We start from the raw sequence: 20,418 nt of genomic DNA on the forward strand, positions 1-20,418 counted from the left end.
CGCTGCGGGTCAGCGGTCGGGGTGGTCGGCTCGCCGGGTCAGGCCGGGTCCGCCGGGCGCCAGCGGCGGCGGGCACCACGAGGCAACACCAGGGCCAGCAGCGCCACGGTGGCGGCGGTCATGCCGACCACCGCACCGACCAGCAGGGCCCGGTCCTGCGCAGTGGCTCGGCGGGCCTGGCGGGCGAGCAGCGCCGGGTCGGCCCGGTCGTCGGCGAGCACCGCGACCGGCTGTGGGTCGGCCGCGCGACCGCCGCCGGTCTCGGTGACCGCCCGGTACGGGTTCAGCACGCCGGCACCGTACCCGCCGCCGTGGCCTGCGCCGGGAGCTGGATCGGCGGTGGCGATTATGCGTTCCGCCACCTGGGCGGCGGTCAACTCGGGCCGGTATTCCCGCAGCAACGCAGCGGTGGCGGCCACGAAGGGCGCCGCGTAACTGGTCCCCTCGACCTGATGATGCCCTGCCCCGGGCGCTGCGGTCAGCACCTCGCTGCCCGGGGCGACCAGATCGACGTACGCGCCGGTCTGCGAGAAGGTCGCCCGCCCACCGTCCGCCCCGATCGCCCCCACGCCGAGCACCCCGTCATAGCCAGCGGGAAACGGTTGGGGGTCCCCGCTGTCGTGCAGGTTGCCAGCGGCGGCCACGAGCACCACGTCCCGGTCGACCGCGTACCGCACGGCCGACCGGACCTCCGGGTCGTCCGCGTACAGCACCACGGACAGGTTCACCACGTCGGCGTCGTGGTCGACGGCCCACCGGATGGCCCGGGCGAACTCGCCAGCGCTGACCGTACGCCCCGACTCCCGCCCCTGCACCACCTGCTGCTCACTCACCCGCACCGGCATGATCCGGGCACCCGGCGCCAGACCGCGGAAGGCGACTCCGGGCTGGGGTGCCGCCGCGATGATGCTCGCCACACCGGTGCCGTGTCCGGCGCAGTCCTGACTGCCGTCCCCGCCGGGGTCGAGCAGGTCGGTGCCGGCCAGCACACGCCCGGCCAGCTGAGGGTGGGCCCGATCCACCCCGGAGTCGACCACCGCCACGGTCACCCCGGCGCCGGTGGCCAGCGGCGCGAGCCGGGCGGGGTCGTACCGTTGCTGTGGCCACGGTGCGGCCGTGACCGGTTGGACGGGGGCGAGTGGGGTCGCGCACATCGGTGCCGTCCGGAGCCTGGCGGTGGCGGCGACGGTCGGGAGAGCCGGTACGGTCAGCAGGCTGGCGGCGAGACCTGCGAGGACCGGGCGCGTGATCGATCGAGACATCGACAGCCTCCGTATCGTGTCGGCTCCGGGACGGGATGTTATCGCCTTGCCCGCGCCCCGGCAGACCGCTGACGGCCAGCCATTGTGATCTTGGTACCACCTTGTAGGTTGTACGCGATACCTGTGGCCTGTTCTCGGAAGGAGAGGTGGCCGTGACCGAATGGGAGCCGGCCACGGAGGCCGAGGTGGCGATGCGTGACGCGCTGCGCGCCAACGACCAGGAGCTCTACTTCAGGCTGCTGTCCCGCAGCGACCTGTTGCTGCCGGTCTCCGCGCCGGCGCAGCCCGGCCAGGCACCCGCCGGCTGGGGCACCTGGACCACCGGTGGCCGGACCCACGTGCTGGCCTTCACGTCCGCTGCCGCTCTGCGGGCCTGTCTCGGCGAACACCCCGGGAGCAACCGCCGCATTCCCTTCGCGGACCTCGCGGTCGGCTGGCCCAACCAGGAATGGTGGCTTGCCGTCAACCCGGGTCTGCCGGTCGAGGGCTACCTACCGGCCTGGTTCGTGTCTCAACTCTCCCGGGGTGACGTGCGGCTGCCCGGTCGCGCCATGGGCGCTCGGGCTCGCCTGGAGCGGGCGGAGACCCTGGCCCGCACCCGGACCGGCGCGTCCGGCCGGGATACCGCGCCAGCCGCTGGCTCGCCTCCCGTGACGAGTGCTGCACAGCCCGGACTCGCCCCGGGTCCGCCGGCCCCGGTCCCACCTGCCCCGGTCCCACCTGCCCCGGTCCCACCTGCCCCGGTTCCGCCGGCCCCGGTTCCGCCGTCCCCGATCCCGTCTCGGAGGGCCGCGCGGGGTGCGATGCCCCGGGCGGCGGGCGCGCCGTCGGCGCCCGGCCCGGCATCGCGGATGCCCGGCCCCACTGAGCCGCCGCGCCGACCCGGTGAGGAAGACCTGCCCGCCGCCGGTCAGCGGTACCCGAGCGACCCACCCCGGCCCGGCGCGCCGGGCACCAGCGCCCTGCCCCGCACGGGCCGGCCGTCCCGGTTCACACCGTTGGCGCCCGCCGACCGTCCCGGTGTCGGTCCGGCCGATCAACCGGGCCCAGGCGTGGGCTGGCCGGCAGCGAACCGGCCGGGCGACGTCGATGGCCTGGCCGCGAGCAACGGCAACGGCGGGCCCCCGGCCGCTCGGCGCTCCTTCTTCGACCCCACCCCCGCGCGGGATCGGGTGTCCGACCCGACATCGAGCGGCGGTCGATCCGGTGACCGCGCGGCCCCACCAACCCGATTCGGGCGGGGCAGCCAGCCCTTCCCACGCCGCCGCCCGGCCGACGCGCCGGCCGAGGAGACCGCGACACGGGCCTTTCCGATGACGGATCCGGACGCCACCCGGCCGCTGCGGCAGCCGGCCGGTGACCTCGGTGCGTCCCGAGGGGTACGCGCACCGGCAGCCGGCGAGGAAGACACCCAGCCGTTGCCTCCGCGCCGGCCCGATCCGATGGCAGAGGAGCCCACCCGCGCCTTCCGGGTGACGGGCGAGCCGCCGCCGACCAGAGTCGCGCCGCGACCCAGCCCTCCGGCGGACGAGACCCAGGCGATCCCGCCCGGCCGGCCGAGCCGATTCGGGCCGGTCGAGGAGTTGTCGCCGTCCGTCGCGGAACCGGTCTCCGGTCCGCCCGCGCCGCGCCGTGGCTTCACGCCCATCGTCATCGAGGGCACCATCATCGAGTCCCGCGACCTCACCGACCCGGTCGAGACCGGCGGTCCGTTCGACGCGACCTCGCAGCCCCGCCCGGCCGAGGCAGCCCCGCCGCCGTTCGGCTCGACGCACTCCGGCCCGAGTCTGTTCAGTCCGTCGTCCTTCAGTCCCAACCGGTCCGGTCCCGCGTCGTTCAGCCCGAGTCAGCCCGGACCTGACCCATCCGCTCCGACCTTCACGGACCCGGCAGAGGCCGGCCCCGCCGACGCCGGCATGAGCGACGCCGGCATGAGTGGCGCAGGCTTGAGCGACGGCGGCATGAGTGGCGCCGGCCTGAGCGACGCCGGCCTGAGCGACGCCGGCCTGAGCGACGCCAGCATGAGTGGCGCAGGCTTGAGCGACGGCGGCTTTGGCGGTGTGCACACCGATCACCGTGGTGGCGTCCCGGTCGGTGGAGATCGCGCCGACATCGGCGGCTCGTCGGTCGGCGCGACCGGCTCGGACCAGACCGTCAGCGGCGAGAACACCATCGCGGACGGTGACGGGCAGCGCCCGTCCGCCGACGAACCGGCGCCGGTCGGGTTCGAGCCGGCCAACACCGTCGAGGAAGACCTGCTCGGCGCCGCCGGTGCCGGCAGCACCGACACGTTCCTGTCCACGCTGCTGCTGGCCCGGGTGTTGCTGCCGGCGGCACCGGACTCGGTGCGCGGAAGCCGCCCCGGTGACTCGGGCTTCGTCTGGCGTACGGCGCAGCTCGACGGCGAGACGTACGTGGTGGTCTACACGTCGCCGGAACGCCTCGCCGACCACGTCGAGGGCGAGGTCGACACGGTCCGGGTGAAGTTCGCCCAACTGATCCGGCGCTGGCCGGACGAGGACTGGTCGTTCGCCGTCAACCCGGGCACCCCGGTCGGTGCCAAGTTGCCCGGAGAGCAGATCGTCGCGTTGGCCAACTGGGCCGCCGAGGTGGGGCTCGGTGACGACCTGGAGGTGGACCCGGAGGAAGCGCCGGCCGTGGCGGAGCCCACCGCCCGCCCCCGGTACGCCCCAGCGGCGGTCGACCCGGCCCGCCCGACGGTCATGCAGAAGGCGATCGCACCCAGCCAACTCGCCTACTACCTGGATCGGGGATACGACCGGGTCTCCGGCTTCGTGCACCGGGCCGGTGAGTTGGCCCACCTGACCACGCCAGCTCAGGTGCACGACGCGCTCGGCCTCAGCTACCCCGGCTCGCCGTTCGCCCGCGACGCCGAGGAGATCTACGTGCTGCGGTGGCCGGCGCACCGGCCGAGCCTCTACCGGATCCCGTACGGCGGTCAGAACGAGCCGGCGATGCGGGCCATGGAGGGCTGGGTCATCGAGCGTCCACCGTTCCGGGGTAACGGCTTCGCCCCGGGTGAGAGCAGCGACGTGGTGGCGGAGTTCAAGGTGGACAGCGCGCGTCTTCCGCACGGCACGCAGTTGTGGCGGATCGGCGCGGACGGCACCGAGCGGGTGGTCGCGGAACTGGACACCGACGCGGTGGTCTGGCGACGGGTCGGTGAGGCGTGATGCGCGACGGTTACGTGGCCCGCTGGCAGGGCCGGGAATACCAGGCCAGCCCGGATGGCGACGACATCCGCCTCTACCAGCCCGAGCCGGGTGAGGGCTTCGAGGAGGTCCGCGCGGGCCGCTACGTCCGCGTGCTGCCGGCGAGTGAGATCGAGGATCTGGCGTACGTGCGGACCACCTGCACCTGGCAGGGGCAGCCCTTCATCGTGCTCGGCGAGCACGACGCCTGGCTGCGGGTGGAATACACCGGTGGCCGCTGGCCGGTGGCCGAGGCGATGCGGTTGGAGGTCTTCGACTTCGGCGTCTACCAGGGTTGGGCGCCGGCCTCCGAGATCACCGACCTGCGGGAGCAGCGGGTCTGAGCGGTCAGCTCTTGGCCCAGCGGAGGATTTCGCCGAGCACCAGCTCCGGTGCCTCCAGGTGCGGGAAGTGCCCCACCCCGTCGAGCAGCCGCCACTCGTAAGGGGCGACGACGTAGCGGCCGGAGCCCAGGGCGGTGCGCGGCAGGGAGGCGGTGTCCAGGGCGCCGTGCAGTTGCAGGGTCGGGGTGGCCAGCGGTTTCTGCATAAGGCGGACGAACCGGTAGCCGTGCAACCGCAGCAGCGAACGGAACGCCCAGCGGTACCCCTCCATGGCGCAGAACGCGGCCTGCGGAATGCACATCGCCTCCCGGCACCGCTCGGCGTACGCCTCGAAATCCGGCCCGGCGACCCAGCGTGGCCCGCCCCAGCGGCGCAGGATCTCGGTGACGGCCGCCGCGCCGTCCCGGGTCAGTACGTGCTCGTAGCGGGGTAGCTGGAACTTCAGCGCGGGGGTGGAGGCGGCGAACTGCCCGCGCGGGTCGGCGAAGATGCCGGCGCGCAGTCGCAGCGGGTGTGGCGCCCCCAGCACGACGAGACGGCGGACCAGGGCCGGGTGGAATGAGGCCACCGTCCAGCCCACCATGCCGCCGACGCCGCTGCCGACGATCGTCGTCGATCGTTCACCGAGGGCGCGGATCAACCCGGCGATGTCGGCGGCGAGGGTGTAGCCGTCGTACCCCCGGGGTGGTTTGTCGCTGGCGCCGTAGCCGCGCAGGTCGACGGCGACCGCCCGGAAGCCGGCGTCGGCTACCGCCGGCAGCATCTGGTGCCACGCCCACCAGTGCTCCGGGAAGCCGTGCAGGAAGAGCACCATCGGCCCGGTGCCGGCTTCGACCACGTGGAACCGGGTGCCGTTGGCTCCGACGAAGCGGTGCGTCCACGGCCCCTCGGTGAGGACGCAGGACTCGTCGACGGCTCCGCCGCGCTGGTCGGTCATGACTGACAGCCTAGGACCCCGTCGGTAACCAGCCTTTTCGCCGGCCCGCTGTGGGTCGGGAGCGCCGCGTTGGTGGTCAGCCCACCTTGTTGATCGTGACGATGGTGGCCGGTGTGCCGGGACCGCAATCGACGGTCTGGTCGGCTGGCCCCAGGGTCACCCGGACGGTCGTGCCGACGGCGAAGCTGCCCATGCCGGAGCCGTGCAGCGCGTAGTGCCGGCCGTCGTCGGTGACCAGGCCGTAGCAGGGGCCGGTGCCGCCCCGGGTGATCCGCCCGGCGAGCACATTGGCCTTGCGCGCGTCGGTCGGATGGCGCGGTGGTCCGGTCGGCGGGCGCAGGGTGGGCAGAGGGGTCCGCGCCCGCGCCGGGCGGCCGGCGGGGGACGACGGGGTGGGGTCGCTGGGGCTGGTCGGTGCGGCGGAGGGTGCTGCGTCGTCCGCGGGGATGCCGGACGGGGTCTGCTCGGCGGACACGGCGTCTCCTCCGTTGCGGGTTCCGGCGCAGCCGGTGAGGGTGAGCAGGGCGGCCAGGCCGGCCCCGGTCAGGGTGGTGCGGGTTCGCTGGTGCACGGGTGATCCGACGCGCCCATCGCCGTTCGGGTTCCGTGACGGGCGATGCCCGGGCAGGTGACCTGCCCGGGCATCGCGGTGGTGCGGGTGTCGCCTGATCGGAGGATCAGAAGAAGCGGACGTTGGTGTAGATGCCGTCCTGCGACTTGACCTCGATCTTCCTGCCGGTGGCGGGGAGCTTGACGCCGTGGTTCGGCAGCTCCTCGTACCAGTACTTCTTGGTGTCGTCGAACAGCGGCTGCGCAGCCTGGCCGCGGACGTACTGCGGCTGGCCGTCGATGTGCAGCGTGAACGAGTCCGCCTTCTTCAGACTGAACGGCGCGTCGTAGACCTGGACGCGGGACCGCCAGGGGTCACCGGTCAGGTTGTAGAGCGGCCGCGGGTGCGCGTCGATGATCATGTTTCGACCCTCGCCCGGGTGCTCGAACGTGTCGTTGTCCGCCCACCGGGTGTTCCAGTAGGAGATCAGCAGACCCTCCTGGTACGCGTAGTGGTCCACGTAGTCCGGGCGGGTGTTTCCGTAGCCGAAGTAGTACGGGCCGGTCTTCAGGTACTTGTCGTACGAGGTGTACGACCGGGTACCGGCGATGTAGTAGTTCGCGAACTTCTTGGTGTAGGTGGCCGCCGCGATTTCGAACTTCCCGGCGAACGTCCAGCCGTTGGCACCCGACTCGGCGCCGTCGGTGAACACGGTCTGACCGTCGGCGGTGACGGTGATGGCGTCACCGTAGAAGCCGCCCCGGGACAGGCCGCCGTCGGTCTGGTAGCGCAGCCGGAACTGCACGACCTTGCCCGCCGCCGCGTTCATCGGGATGTTGACGTCGACCCACTTGCCGGCGCTGCTGCCGTCCAGGGCGAAGCGCCCGGGGGAGATCTCCTTCAGCGGGTTGCCGCCGACGGTGCCGGGCAGGGTCGCCCAGGTCTTGCCGCCGTCGAGCGATGCCTCGAAGAACAGGTAGTCGAACCCGGCCTCGATGTTGTAGCGGCCCTTCATGGTCAGGGCGGCCGACGACTTCCCGGTCAGGTCGAGCGTCCGGGTCATCGTGCTGTTCAAGTTGTCCTCGTTGCCCGAGAAGAACTGCTTGCTGCCCTCGAACGGCGCGCCGTTCGAGAAGGTGTAATCACGCGGCGGAAGGTTGACCACCGCGGCCTGCGCCTCCGGCGAGTTGTACTCCTGCGGGCCGAGCTTCACGGTGCGCTTCTCGTTCGGCCCGATCGTGTCGTGGTCGAGCCAGCCGAGCTGGAGCTTGTTCCACGCGCCGAGGTCGCCACCGCGGTCACCGATGGCCGGGTCGTTCTTGGCACCCAGCCGGCTCTGGGCCATCAGGGTCCAGTGCTCGTTGTTGTTGTCCCCACCGTTGACGACGTTGTAGTCGTCCGGCAGGCCGAGGTCGTGACCGTACTCGTGGTAGAAGACGCTGCGGCCACCGTTCTCCGGCTGGATCGTGTAGTCGCCGATCCAGACCCCGGTGTCGCCGATCTCGGTGCCGCCGCCGGGGAAGGTGTCCGGCCCGGTGTTGCCCTGGTCGGACGCGTACGCGTACCAACGGTGGCTCCAGATGGAGTCCTCACCCTGGATCGGGTCACCGTCGGCCTGGTCGCCGCCGGAGTGGACGATCTGGAAGTGGTCGATGTAGCCGTCCGGCTCGTTGAAGTTGCCGTTGCCGTTGTAGTCGTACCGGTCGTACTCGTCCATCGACTTGACGTCGGCGGCGATCTCGGCGTCGGTGCGGCCCGCGGTCCTCTGGTCGGCGACCCACTGGTTGGCGGCGTCGCGGACCAGGTCCCACGTGTTGCTGCAGACGTTGCTGTCGCAGACCGCCGGGTCGTCGCGGGGATCCGCCGGCTCGTTCGGGTCCGGGTCCGGGATCGGGTCGTCGGAACGGCCGTACCGGGCCTCGTTGTACTTGACCTTGACCCAGTCGGTGACCTCGCCCTCGACGCTGTAGCGACCCGACGACTGGGCCTCGTAGTACTGCTTCAGCGACTCGTCACCGGGCTTGGTGCCGAAGTAGAGCTGCCGGTAGTGGTCCGCGTTGAAGTCCGGCTGCCAGACGGTGGAGTTGTCCACGGCCCGGTTGGGTGCCGGGATCTCGTTGTGCAGCGGGCCGTCGAACTTGGTCGGCCCCGCCGTGTTGGGGTCGATGTTCTTGTCCGGGTAGTCCGGGTGCCGCTCGTTGCCGAACTCGGCGAGGATCACGAAGATCTTGTCGGTCTGCTCGCGGGAGAGTTCGACGTACTGATCCTCGGTCTGGGCCGTGCCCGCCCCGGTCGTGCGGGCGGTGGCCCTGTCGGCCTGGGTCTTGCCGACCTTGACGACCGTGCTGCCGTTGATCTTCTCTGCCTTGGCCTTGCCGGACAGGACCCCGCTGAGGCCCTCCTGGCGCAGCGCGCGCCGCTTGTCCTCCAGCGGGTTCGGCAGATCGTGGTCCGCATGGGCGGGCTCGGCGACCGACGGAGCGGCTGTCGGCAACTTGGGCTGCGGTGCGGCACTGGCGGACGGTGCGAATGCCAGGCCCGTCGCCGTCAGTGAGAGCCCGAGCAGACCCACTGCGACTTTGCGCACGTGGTACCTCCGGTGTTAGGGAACCGGCCCAACGGGGGTACGGACCGGTGGGATATCGATCCCACTAGTGGGACCAAGGGTGAACATAGACACTGCTGCGACAGGTGGGAAGATGTGCGCGTCGATTTGTTGCAAGATTTTGTTTGGATTGCCTTCGGCCGTCACACCCGGGCCTTCATCTGGGGCGCTGACCAGGATGGATCGGCCGGCGGTGTTTCACAGTGACGCATTTCGATCAAAATGATCGGACGTACGACAGTGGGGCCGGCAGCGTTTCCGCCACCGGCCCCACTGTCCACTCAGTGATCAGTTCCTGATCTGCACGACCATGTCATCGGTCGGCTTCTTGCCCTGCTTGACGATCTCGATCCGGGTGCCGCTGCCCGCCACCTTCACCGAGTTCTGCTCGTTGCCGGCCGTCCAGTAGCGGTCCACCGCGCTGTCGTCGAAGACCGGGTTGGCCTTCAACTTCGGCAGGGTGACCGGCACCCCGTTGAGGTGGAAGGTCTGGGCGGGCTTGTCGTAGCGGCTGAACGTCGCGTCGAAGCCGCTACGGCGGTTGGTGATGGTGCCCTGGCCCTTGACCGTGATCGCGCCCGGGCGGACGTCGACCGGCAGGTCCAGGCCGTACCCCGGGTGCTCCGAGGTGTTGTTGTCGCCGTAGGCGTAGTTCACGTACCAGACCAGCATGCCGGGCTGGTTCGCGTACCGCTCCACCCAGTTCGGCCGGGTGTTGGTGAAGCCGTAGTTGTACCCACCGGTCCGCAGGGCGTCGTCGTACCCGACGTAGGTCCGGTTCTCCGCGATGTAGAAGCGGGGGTACGAGGCGGTCACCGAGCCGCCCATCCGGGTGAAGCCCTTGGCGGTCCACTCGGCAGCCAGCGTCTCGGCGTCGTCGGTCCACGCCGCCGTGCCGTTCTTGACCAGCGAAATGTTGTCCAGGAACACGCCCGCCAGGTGCTTGCCGCCGTCGCTCTGGTAGCGGTAGTGCAACTGGATGACCTTTCCGGCGTACGCCGCGAGGTCGTAGTTCAGGTCCACCCACTTGCCGCCCGACGACCCGTCGAGGCCGGTCTCCCCGACGTCGTTGAGCGGGCTGCTCAGCGACGTCCAGGTGGCACCGTTGTCGGTCGACACCTCGGCGTAGAAGAAGTCGTAGTCTTCCTCGGTGTCGTACCAGGCCTTGGCGTTGATCGAGGCCGAGCTGGCGCCGGTCAGGTCGAGTTGGCGGGTCAGGCTGTTGTTCAGGTTGTCCGCGCTGCCGCCCCACCACTCGTTCGATCCACCGAACGGCGTGTTGTAGGTGCTGGTCTGCTCCTGCGGCGGCAGATTGACGACGACCGCCTGGGCCTTCGGCCCATCGCTGTCACCGGCCGGCCCGAGCGTCACCTGGGAGGTGCCCTTGCCGTACTCCACCGTGGAGTGGTTCAGCCAACCGAGGAAGAGCTTCGACCACGGGTCCATGTAGCCCGGGGTCGTCCCGATGTCGTCCTTGCCGCGGCTCAGCCACGAACCGGAGGACATCAGGCTCCAGAACCCCACGCCGTTGTCGCCGCCGACCGTGTCGTACAGGTCCGGCAGGCCGAGGTCGTGGCCGTACTCGTGGGCGAACACGCCCAGGCCGCCGTTCTCCGGCTCCGTGGTGTAGTCGCGGATCCAGAGGCCGGTGTCGCCGATCTGCACTCCACCAGCCAGGTTGCCGGCCGGCCCGGCCTTGCCCGCCAGGTCGGTGAAGGCACCCCAGCGGTGCGACCAGATGGCGTCCTCGCCCTCGGCGCCACCGCCGGCCTCCTCGCCCTCACCGGCGTGCACCGCCTGGAAGTGGTCGATGTAGCCGTCGGGCTCGTTGAAGTCGCCGTCGCCGTCGAAGTCGTACCTGTCCCAGATGTCGAACTGGGAGAGGTACTGCTTGATCTGCTCCGGGGTCTTGCCCAGTCCGATCTGGGAGTCGTACCAGGACGTGGCGCTGTCCTTGACGAAGTTCCAGGAGCCGTCGCTCTCCGGGATGGCGTTGCTGCCGTACCGCGCCTCGTTGAACGGCACGGTGACCCAGTCGCTGACATCGCCACCGACGGTGTAGCGGCCGCCGGACTGCTTCAGGTAGAAGTCCCGCATCGACTCGCCGCCACTACCGTAGAACATGTCCAGGTAGTGCTGACGGTCGTAGTTCGACGACCACGAGGTGCTGTTGTCGTCGGTCGCGCCGCCGTCCCAGTTCCGGTCCGGCTCCTGGATCTGGCCGACCACCGGGCCGGCTGCCCCGCCGGTGCGCGGGTCGGTCTTGTCGCCGAAGTTCACCAGCATGGTGAAGATCGGGTCGACCTTCGGCGGCTGCTGGTACTCGACGAACCGGTCCTTGATCTTGATGACCTTCGAGCCGTTGCGGGTTTCCAGCTTGGCCTTGCCGGAGAGCAGGTCGGCGATGGCCTGCTTGCGGATCTCCCGCTGCTGATCCGCCTTCGGGTCGGGGAGGTTGTCCCGGCCGTGCTTCGCCTTGTTGGATGAGGGGGTCGGGTTTGCCGCCGGGGCGCCGGAAGCTGGCGTCGCCATGACTCCCGCTGCCAGCAGCGCGGCCGTGGCGGTGGCCAGACCGGCTGTGACTCGTCGCCTCAAAGGTCTCCTCCTTTGTGGACCTGTGTTACATGACAGCGATTGTCGAAGCAGTCACTGTCATGTCGTGCGACACACACCCTTACAGAGCGTCCGACCGGTTGTCACGAGTCGATCAAGTGGGCCGAAGGTGGTTTTGGATCGTTTCGGGGCGACAAATCATGATGAGATAGTCGTGGCCTGAGGCAACTATTTACATCACGGTTCTGTCAAGATCATTTATTCTGCGCGGGATTATGAGGTTCCCGATGTCTAGCGCCCGAGCCGACGGAAACGTCACGCCGTGCGGTGGGCCCGAACGCGGAACGGCCCGCCCGGAGCATGCTGCTCCGGGCGGGCCGCCGCGTTGATCCGTCAGACGACGGAGCTGTTGCGGGTCACTTCTTCGCCGGGGTGACGAAGATCGTGGCGGACGAGTTGTCCCGCGCCGCCTTCTTGATGGTGAGCGAGACGCCGTAGTTCACACCCTGGTCACCGGGGTTACCGGTGCCCAGGACGATCGCGCCACCGCTCAGGGTCACGCCGTAGAACTCCGGCGCGGGGCTGCCGTCCGGGTGGGTGACCCGGGTGGTGTACGGCGCGTTGTTCCGCGACGGCAGGACCACCGACGCGTCGTTGTCCCGGGCGTAGGGAGCGCCGTCGCGCATCTCGATGCCCGGGTACCAGCCCTTGGCGTCAGTGAACGACTTCACCGCCGGCTGCGCCTTGAACTTGGTGCAGTAAGCGCTGTACGGCTCGCCCGCCGCCTCCAGGCACTCGGTGAAGGGGTACGTCTTCTGCAGCGTGAATGCCGCGTTGGCCGACTGCGGACGGCTGGGCAGGTTGTCCGTCACCGACGGGTCCTTCGTGGCCGCCGCACCGGTGCGCCGGAGCGGGTCGAAGTGCGAGTCGACGATGAGCAGCCCGCCCTTCGCGCCGTAGCTGGGCAGCGCGGTCATCTGCCCGGTGACGTGGTTGACGTCGCCGAGCGCGGTGTCCCGGTACCAGACCAGCATGCCCGGCGCGTTGTACGAGATCCGGTCGACCTTCCACGCCTCGTGCGAGTAGATCGTGTCGTAGGCGTACTGCAGGCCCTTGTCGAAGCCGTCGAAGTTGCGCCACTCCGCCAGGTAGTACTGAGCGTGGACCTCGGTGCCGGAGGAGACTTTCCAGCCCCCGCCGGTGGTGTCCACGAACGTGCCCACGGTGGCCGTCCAGCCGTTGGCGCCGCCCTCGACGTCGTCACTCCAGGTGGTGGCACCGCCGCCGGTGACCGAGAAGTCGTCGGCGAACCAGTTGCGCTCCTGGAACGCCTCATCGGTGGCCTGGCGCAGCCGCAGCTGCACGGTCGTGCCCGCGTACGCCGACAGGTCGACGTAGTCGTGCCGCCAGCCGTCGGTGCTGCCGGTCAGGCCGTACTTCTTGCCGCCGAAGTCGTTCATCCGGCCGTTCGGGTCGGCGTAGCCGTCCGGCGTGGTGACCACGGTGCCGGCCTCGTCGTACACCTTCTGCTCGGTCCAGGTCGTCCCGCCGTCCGTCGAGAGCTCGACGAAGCCGTAGTCCCAGTCCTCCTCGATGATGTAGTTGTTCCACATCCAGAACTTCGAGTCGGCTGCGGCCGGCACGTCGACCGAGCGGCTCAGCGTGACGTCAGCCCACTCCTGGTCGTTGTTGCTGTGCCACATCTTCGTGCCGCTGTGCGGCGTGGCCAGCGTCGTCACCTTGTCCGGCAGGTCGACCTTGATGCCGTCCTCGGCGTCGATCGGCGTCCGCGACGTCTGCCCGAGCTTCACCTCGCGGGGGTTCGACCCGGGGCGGATGGCCAGCGGGTCGGCCCAACCGAGCACCCACTTGTCCCAGATGCCCATGTGCGTCGGCAGCGCCTGGAAGATCTCCCCGGAGTGCGAGCCCGAGGCCATCAGGTCCCAGAAGTCCACGTCGGAGTCGGCGTTGCCGGACGTGTCGTAGAGGTCCGGCAGGCCCAGGTCGTGACCGAACTCGTGGGCGAAGACACCGACACCGGCGTCCTCCGGCTGCACGATGTAGTTCGACACCTTGAGGTTGGTGCCCGGGATGCTGTAGCCACCGGCGACGGTGGAGGAGTGCGCCCACACGGCGTACACGCCCTCGGCGCCGCCGCCACGGGACTTGCCCTGGCCGGCGTGCACCAGCACGAGGTGGTCGATCACGCCGTCCGGCTCGAAGAGGTTGCCGTCGCCGTCCCGGTCGGCCTGGTCCTCGATGTCGTAGTCGGCCCAGGGGAAGCTCGGGTCCTTCGCGGCGAGCGAGTCGATCGCGTCGGTCGCCAGGCGGCCGGCGCCGGCCGGGTTGTCCGGGTGGCCGTTCATCGACTGCTCACGGCCGGGCACCCAGGCGCCGGTCTCGTCCTGGAAGCAGCGGTTGGCCGCGTACCAGCCCTCCGAGTGCGGCACGGTGATCCACGGGCTGGCCTGCCCGGCGACCGTGTACGCGTTCTTCGACATCTCCAGGTACATGTTGTGCATGGTGCGCCCGGACAGGTCGATGCCCTTCTTGTTGTCCGGGCCCTTCAGGTCCTTGCGGACCCGCTCGGTGATGCCCTCCTTGGTGTAGAGCATCTTGTTGTAGTGCGTCGGCGAGAAGTCCGGCACCCACATCGAGTTGTTGTCCTCGTACCCGAGGGTCGCCGGGTTCGGGATGTTGTTGTGCTTCGGGCCGTTCTGCACCGTGCCGGGGACGCAGGTCCGGTCCTCGAACACCGTCTTGGGGACCATCACCCCGGTGAAGTCGTCGTTCGCCGTGTCGTTGAACTCCACCAGCAGCGTGAGCAGCTTCGCCGTCTGGGTGGTCGGCGCCTTCTTGAACTGGCGGGGGTTCTTGCCCGTCTTCAGCGACGTGGCTTCGTCCTTGGCCAGCTGCCGCGCGGTGACCGGGTTGCCCCGGGCGTGCTTCTGGTCGAACGCGCGCGCGGACGCCGCGGCAGGGGTGTAGACGCCACCCTTGCCCTTGACCTCACGGCCGGTGGTGTCCGGCTGCACCTCGGGCTCGGCGTAGTTGATGTAGTACTCATCGGCGCCGATCACCGCCCGGGGGGTGCTGGACGACGACTGGGCGGCCGCGCTGCCAGTCACGGTCAGTGACGTGGCCGCGAGGGCGATGACGGGCAGCGCGACGAGTAGTCGTCGGCGCGACCCCGGATGGGAGTTTCTGTTCATGCCACTCCGTTCTCGGGCAGAGGACGTCGGTCGGCTCCGGGCGCGGTGAGGCGCATCGACACCGCCCGACGCGCGTGAAACTAAATGAGAATCAACGCGCGCGGCGGGATCGTGATCGATGCGTTATCCGTTCGGTCGGAGCGCCGCGGTGCGTACCTCCACACAAGACAACGGTGGGTGACGGTCCGCCCGGACCGCCACCCACCGCTGGAGTACGTCTGCCGTCAGTCCTCGTCGGACTTCGCGCCGGTCATCCCGGAGGAGATCAGGTCCATCACCGACGAGTCCTGCAACGTGGTCACGTCACCCAGTGACCGGTGCTCCGCCACGTCGCGCAGCAACCGGCGCATGATCTTGCCGGAGCGGGTCTTCGGCAACTCCGGCACCAGCATGATCTGCCGCGGCTTGGCGATCGGGCCGAGCGTCTTCGAGACATGGTTGCGCAGGTCGGCGATGAGTTGCTCGCCCGCCTCGCCAGCGATGTCCGTGCTGCCCCGGGGGATGGCGAACGCGACGATCGCCTGACCGGTGGTCGGGTCGGTCGCGCCCACCACGGCCGCCTCGGCGACCGACGGATGCGACACCAACGCCGACTCCACCTCGGTCGTCGAGATGTTGTGCCCCGACACCAACATCACGTCGTCGACCCGGCCGAGCAGCCAGATGTGCCCGTCGTCGTCCTTCTTCGCTCCGTCACCGGCGAAGTACATGCCCTCGAACCGAGACCAGTACGTGTCGATGAACCGCTCGTCGTCACCCCAGATGGTGCGCAGCATCGACGGCCACGGCTCACGCAGCACCAGGTAGCCGCCACCACCGTTCGGCACCGACTGGCCCTGGTCGTCCACCACGTCGGCCACGATGCCCGGCAGCGGGGTCATCGCCGAACCCGGCTTGGCCGCCGTCACACCCGGCAACGGGGAGATCATGATCGAGCCCGTCTCGGTCTGCCACCAGGTGTCCACGACGGGCAGCGCCCCGCCGCCGATGTGCTCCCTGTACCACATCCAGGCCTCGGGGTTGATCGGCTCACCAACGCTGCCGAGCAGCCGCAGCGACGAGAGGTCGTGGCCGGCCGGGATGTCCTCACCCCACTTCATCATCGTGCGGATCAACGTCGGCGCGGTGTAGAGGATGCTCACCCGGTACTTCTCGACGATGTCCCAGAAACGACCCCTGTGCGGGGTGTCCGGGGTGCCCTCGTACATCACCTGCGTGACCCCGTTGGAGAGCGGGCCGTACACGATGTAGGAGTGACCGGTGACCCAACCGATGTCGGCCGTGCACCAGTAGACGTCCGTCTCCGGCTTCAGGTCGAAGACCGCGTTCGCGGTGTACGACGTCTGCGTGAGGTAGCCGCCCGTGGTGTGCAGGATGCCCTTCGGTCGGGCCGTGGTGCCGCTGGTGTAGAGGATGAACAGCGGGTGCTCGGCGTCGAACGGCTGCGCGGTGTGCTCGGCCGACGCGGTCTCGACCGTCTCGTGCCACCAGAGGTCCTTCTCCGACCACGCCACCTCCTGGCCGGTGCGGCGCACCACCAGCACGTGGTCCACCGACGGGCAGTTCGCCACCGCCTCGTCGACGGTCGGCTTCAGCGCCGACGGCTTGCCCCTCCGGTAACCACCATCGGCCGTGATCACGACCTTGGCGCTGGCGTCCTGGATCCGGTTGCTCAGCGAGTCGGCCGAGAAGCCGCCGAAGACCACGCTGTGCGCGGCGCCGATCCGGGCGCACGCCAGCATGGCCACCGCCGCCTCGGGGATCATCGGCAGGTAGATGGCGACCCGGTCGCCGGCGGTCACGCCCAGGTCGGTGAGCGCGTTCGCCGCCCGACAGGTCAACTCGTGCAGATCGGCGTACGTGATGGTGCGGGTGTCGCCCGGCTCGCCCTCCCAGTGAATCGCCACCTTGTCGCCGCGGCCCGCCTCGACGTGCCGGTCCAGGCAGTTGTACGCCACGTTGAGCTGCCCGCCGACGAACCACTTCGCGAACGGTGGGTTCGACCAGTCGAGCACCTCGTCCCACTTCTTCGACCAGGCCAGACGATCGGCCTGCTTCGCCCAGAAGGCGAGCCGGTCGGCCTCAGCCTCGGCGTACGCGTCGACGGTGACGTTGGCGTGCGCGGCGAGCTCGGCCGGCGGCGGGAACTGGCGCGTCTCACTCAGCAGATTGGCCAATGCCTCGCTCATGCCGTGACTCCTCGTCCTCGGGGTGACCTGCGTCTCGATGGCACGAGGGTAGTCGCGGGGCCCTCGACCGGCGACGGCTGCCCACTCCGTCGCGCCGAGCGGCCCCCGCCACGCGCCCGACGGCCGTCCCAGCCCGTGCTGACGCCGCGCCCCCACCTGGAGCGCATGCCGTCGCGGGCCTGCCCGGCGCGCCTGCGCCACGCGCCTGCTTGCCTGCTTGGCTTGCGTGCGTTGCGCGCCTGGCCCGTCTGCGTCGTTGGCCTGCGCGCGCTTGATCGACACGAGGTCGGCGATGTGGCGGTATCGAGGCGGGCGGGACACCCCTACATCGCCGACCTTGTGTTGACCTTGCCCTGATCGTCGCTTGCTGCGGCTGCGGCTGCGGCTGCGGCTGCGTCGGTGGCTGCGGCCGGTGGCGGGAGCCGCGATGCGGGCGGGTGCGGCCCGGGCGGCCGGGGCGGGTCGCTAGCGTGGCGGGGTGACCACCGACCCGCTCGCACCCCTGCTCGCGCTCGCCGACATCTCCGCCACCGTCGAGCGTGCCCGCGAGCGGTTCGACCAGGCACTCGGGCACCGTGCGCTGCGCCGACACGGCGGACAGGTCGCGGCCGAGGTCAGCCTCCGCTCAGCGGTGGCCAGCGCCGCACTGGAGGGGGCCGTGCACGAACGCGAGGCGGTCCGTGCCGGCACCGTCACCGATCCGGTGCTCCAGGGGGCGCTGCGTGTCGCCGGGGCGCTGCCCGGCCTGACAGAACTCTGGCCGAAGGCCCCCCGGCAGGCGCTCGCGAAACTGCACGTGCTCGCCGCCCGGGACATGGTGCCGGAAGCCGAACTGGGCCGCCCGGTGGCCGACCCGGTGGTCGCGACCCGCCTGGATGGGCTGGCCGGGCTGGTCGCCGGTGGCACGAAGGTCTCCCCACTGGTGCTCGCCGCCGTCGTACACGGGGAGTTGCTGAACCTGCGCCCGTTCGCCGGGCCGTCCGGCGTGGTGGCCCGGGGGGCCGCCCGTCTGGTGCTGCTCGCCAGCGGCCTCGACCCGCGGGGCCTGCTCGCGGTCGACGTCGGCCACCGTGAGCGGGAGCCCGAGTACGTCGGCTCGGCCGGCGCCTTCGCCACCGGCACCCCGGACGGGCTGCGGTCCTGGCTGCGCCACTACATGGCCGCCGTCGAGGTGGGTGCCGACCAACTCACCCCCATCGGCGACGAGATCCTCGCCGCCGCCTGAGCGCTCAGGTCACGCGCTGGCGGCAGCGCGGGTGCGACGGTGCCGGCCGTACCACGCGATGCCGATGGCCACGCCCACCCCGACCCCGAGAGCGGCCGCGGCCACCGGGACGGCGGGCCGCTCCCGCAGGCGGCGGCCCAACGGGATCGGATGCCGGAACTCCAGCACCGGCCACGCGTTCTCCGAGGCCAGTTTGCGCAGCTGCCGGTCCGGGTTGACCACGCTCGGGTGGCCGACGCACTCCAAGAGCGGGCGATCGCTGTACGAGTCGGAGTAGGCGTACGAGTCGGCCAGGTCGTAGCCCCGGGCGGCAGCCAACTCGCCGACCGCCTCGACCTTGCTCGGACCGGCCGCGTAGAACTCGACCTCGCCGCTGTACCGGCCGTCCTGCACCGTCATCCGGGTGGCGATCACGTCGGTCACCCCGAGCAGCTCGCCGATCGGCCGGACCATCTCCTCGCCGGACGCCGAGACCAGCACCACGTCCCGCCCGGCCGCCTGGTGCTCCTCGATCAGGGCGGCGGCTTCGGCGTACACGTAGGGGTTGATCAGCTCGTGCAGTGTCTCCGCGACGATCTGGCGGACCTGCTCCACCTGCCAGCCCTTGCAGAGCGCGGCCAGGTAGTCCCGTGTTCGGGCCATGGTCTGCTCGTCGGTGCCGCCCAGCCGGAACATCAGCTGCGCGTACGCCGACTTGACCACGTCACGCCGGGTGATCAGCCCGTCCCGGTAGAACGGCCGACCAAACGCCAGGGCGCTCGACTTGGCGATGACGGTCTTGTCTAGATCGAAGAAAGCGGCACTTCGGCCCACGGCGCGAAAGTCTAGCCGGATGGTCTATCGTCGGCGGGTGCCCGGGGTCAGGCCACCCCTCAGACCTGCGGGCTGGCACCACCAACTCCGCTCCGCGTGATCGTGATCACACTCTGCGAGGAGATTTTCGCAGTGAGTGGAGTCGGCACCACTCGACGTGACGGGCCCGCTCAGGCAGACTTATCCGTACGACGAGCCTTCACATCCTCGAAAACAGGCAGACTCTCAGCGGTTGCACCCCCCGTGACCGCTGAGTGGTTCGGCTCGACCCCCCCGGAGCCGAACCTTCGACGACCCCCGTCTCCCCCCGACGGGGGTCGTCCCTTTCCGTGGGAGCGTGCCAACGCAGCTCACAGGTCGTCCTCCGGCCCGTCCAGACCGTCCACGGACTGTGTTTCTGCGGCCGGAGGCAGCAGAGAGGCAGCAGAGCCGTCGAACGCCTCCAGGACGCGGGCGGCGTAGTCGTCCGGGGTATGGGTGTACCGGTTGAGCGTCGTGGACGCCTGCCCGTGGCCCATGACCCGCTGCACCAGGTTGATCGGGACGCCGTCGGTGACCAGCCAGGTGGCGTAGGCGTGCCGTAGATCGTGGAACCGCATTCGGGTACGGACGCAGCACGATCCCGCCGTGCGTTTCCTCGGCCACCTGAACCACGCGTAGCGATGCTCGGTCGAGGTCGACCGAGGACCACGTCAGCCCGGCGCACTCACCCCAGCGCAGACCGGCTCCGGCGGCGGCCGCACAAGAGGGCGGGTCGGCGGCACACGGGATGGCAGCAGGTCGTCGAGTTGTTGGCTAAGGCAGTCCGAGGTCTTCCAGGTTCGTCGGCGGTGGAATCTGTGCCGCCGGCGGTGGGTCCTCAATAATCGGCGGATGGCTTGCGACTCCGCTAAGGGCGGGCACCATGGCTTCACAGCTGGTTGGTGGTTCGCAGCCGCCGCCGTGGCCCTGATAACGGTCATTGCTGCGCGGTTCAACGCCGGACTCGCCGATTTTGTCAACACGGATCCACAGGGCGCCGGTCAGGTACGAGAGGTGGAGCGTTTCGCGACCGGCCTTGTCTACACGTCGGGTCAGTCTGTTGGTCAGGCGATCGCGATGGTGTTTGGTGTCTTCGTGCCCGTTGGTCGGCATTCTCAAACGGCCTTGATGGAGCGGGAGGAATACTCGGGCAAGATTCGTAGCGCGCTGTGGGGCGGGGCGGGTCTAGCCCTGGCCAACCTCGCGACAGCATTGCTCATCGGCGTACTGGCCGGCGAGTGGTTGGTTCGTTCAGCAGTCCACCATGACTACTTCGACCCCGAACTGCTGGGAGACGTCGGCGTCATCATGATGGTCTTGCTCGGCTTCGTCGGTTTCTTGGTGTGGTCGCTGGTCGGTGCGGTTCTCAAGCCCATGGTCGGCGAGGGTCGCAGAGGTAAGGCCATTTTGATTCTCTCGACGCTGGTGGCGCTCGCCCTCAACGGATTCGTGAACATTCAGCTGACGTTGATGGTTCTGACTTGAGCCAAGAGCA

General features: G+C 69.9%; 13 protein-coding genes. 4 read left to right on the top strand and 9 right to left on the bottom strand.

Annotation, left to right across the window (positions count from 1 at the left end):
* Nucleotides 1-38: 38 nt before the first annotated feature.
* Nucleotides 39-1,262 carry a type VII secretion-associated serine protease mycosin gene (mycP, locus tag JOD64_RS16310; protein WP_204943009.1) on the bottom strand — a complete coding sequence of 408 codons (1,224 nt, stop codon included), beginning with the start codon at nt 1,260-1,262 and terminating at the stop codon, nt 39-41.
* A gap of 152 nt (nt 1,263-1,414) precedes the next feature.
* Between mycP and JOD64_RS16315 the strand changes: the two genes are divergently transcribed.
* A complete protein-coding gene (locus tag JOD64_RS16315; RefSeq protein ID WP_204943010.1) occupies nt 1,415-4,456 on the top strand; it encodes an SseB family protein in 3,042 nt (1,013 codons plus the stop codon).
* On the top strand, nt 4,453-4,818 hold the full coding sequence (locus tag JOD64_RS16320; protein ID WP_204943011.1) for a UCP033725 family protein: 366 nt from the start codon (nt 4,453-4,455) through the stop codon (nt 4,816-4,818). Before JOD64_RS16315 ends, JOD64_RS16320 begins: the two co-directional genes overlap by 4 nt.
* Nucleotides 4,819-4,822: 4 nt before the next feature.
* On the opposite strand, the gene JOD64_RS16325 is transcribed toward JOD64_RS16320, so the two are convergent.
* The 6 genes from JOD64_RS16325 to acs all read right to left on the bottom strand — a co-directional run bounded on the left by JOD64_RS16325 (nt 4,823) and on the right by acs (nt 16,864).
* The gene (locus JOD64_RS16325; protein WP_204943012.1) at nt 4,823-5,755 is read right to left on the bottom strand and encodes an alpha/beta fold hydrolase; all 933 of its coding nucleotides are present in this window, start codon (nt 5,753-5,755) and stop codon (nt 4,823-4,825) included.
* A 76-nt stretch (nt 5,756-5,831) separates the two neighbouring features.
* Nucleotides 5,832-6,326, bottom strand: a complete 495-nt coding sequence (locus JOD64_RS16330) for a hypothetical protein (protein WP_239559539.1) — start codon at nt 6,324-6,326, stop codon at nt 5,832-5,834.
* A gap of 106 nt (nt 6,327-6,432) precedes the next feature.
* Nucleotides 6,433-8,877 (bottom strand): immune inhibitor A domain-containing protein, encoded by a 2,445-nt coding sequence (locus JOD64_RS16335; protein ID WP_204946086.1) that lies wholly within the window; start codon nt 8,875-8,877, stop codon nt 6,433-6,435.
* 321 nt (nt 8,878-9,198) lie between these two features.
* Nucleotides 9,199-11,505 (bottom strand): immune inhibitor A domain-containing protein, encoded by a 2,307-nt coding sequence (locus JOD64_RS16340; RefSeq protein ID WP_239559540.1) that lies wholly within the window; start codon nt 11,503-11,505, stop codon nt 9,199-9,201.
* Nucleotides 11,506-11,879: 374 nt separating this feature from the next.
* Nucleotides 11,880-14,675, bottom strand: coding sequence for an immune inhibitor A domain-containing protein (locus tag JOD64_RS16345; RefSeq protein ID WP_204943013.1), 2,796 nt, complete (start codon nt 14,673-14,675; stop codon nt 11,880-11,882).
* Between the two features lie 224 nt (nt 14,676-14,899).
* Nucleotides 14,900-16,864 (bottom strand): acetate--CoA ligase, encoded by a 1,965-nt coding sequence (gene acs, locus JOD64_RS16350; protein WP_204943014.1) that lies wholly within the window; start codon nt 16,862-16,864, stop codon nt 14,900-14,902.
* A gap of 478 nt (nt 16,865-17,342) precedes the next feature.
* Between acs and JOD64_RS16355 the strand changes: the two genes are divergently transcribed.
* Nucleotides 17,343-18,089, top strand: a complete 747-nt coding sequence (locus JOD64_RS16355; protein WP_204943015.1) for a Fic family protein — start codon at nt 17,343-17,345, stop codon at nt 18,087-18,089.
* 9 nt (nt 18,090-18,098) lie between these two features.
* Here JOD64_RS16355 and JOD64_RS16360 read toward each other — a convergent pair whose 3' ends face one another.
* Nucleotides 18,099-18,902, bottom strand: coding sequence for an HAD family hydrolase (locus JOD64_RS16360; RefSeq protein WP_110565067.1), 804 nt, complete (start codon nt 18,900-18,902; stop codon nt 18,099-18,101).
* Between the two features lie 350 nt (nt 18,903-19,252).
* On the bottom strand, nt 19,253-19,501 hold the full coding sequence (locus tag JOD64_RS33055; protein WP_239559541.1) for a tyrosine-type recombinase/integrase: 249 nt from the start codon (nt 19,499-19,501) through the stop codon (nt 19,253-19,255).
* A gap of 274 nt (nt 19,502-19,775) precedes the next feature.
* Between JOD64_RS33055 and JOD64_RS16370 the strand changes: the two genes are divergently transcribed.
* Nucleotides 19,776-20,408 (top strand): hypothetical protein, encoded by a 633-nt coding sequence (locus JOD64_RS16370; RefSeq protein WP_204943016.1) that lies wholly within the window; start codon nt 19,776-19,778, stop codon nt 20,406-20,408.
* The last annotated feature ends 10 nt before the right edge of the window (nt 20,409-20,418 follow it).

This window comes from Micromonospora luteifusca, assembly GCF_016907275.1.
GTDB classification, from domain to species: Bacteria; Actinomycetota; Actinomycetes; order Mycobacteriales; family Micromonosporaceae; genus Micromonospora; species Micromonospora luteifusca.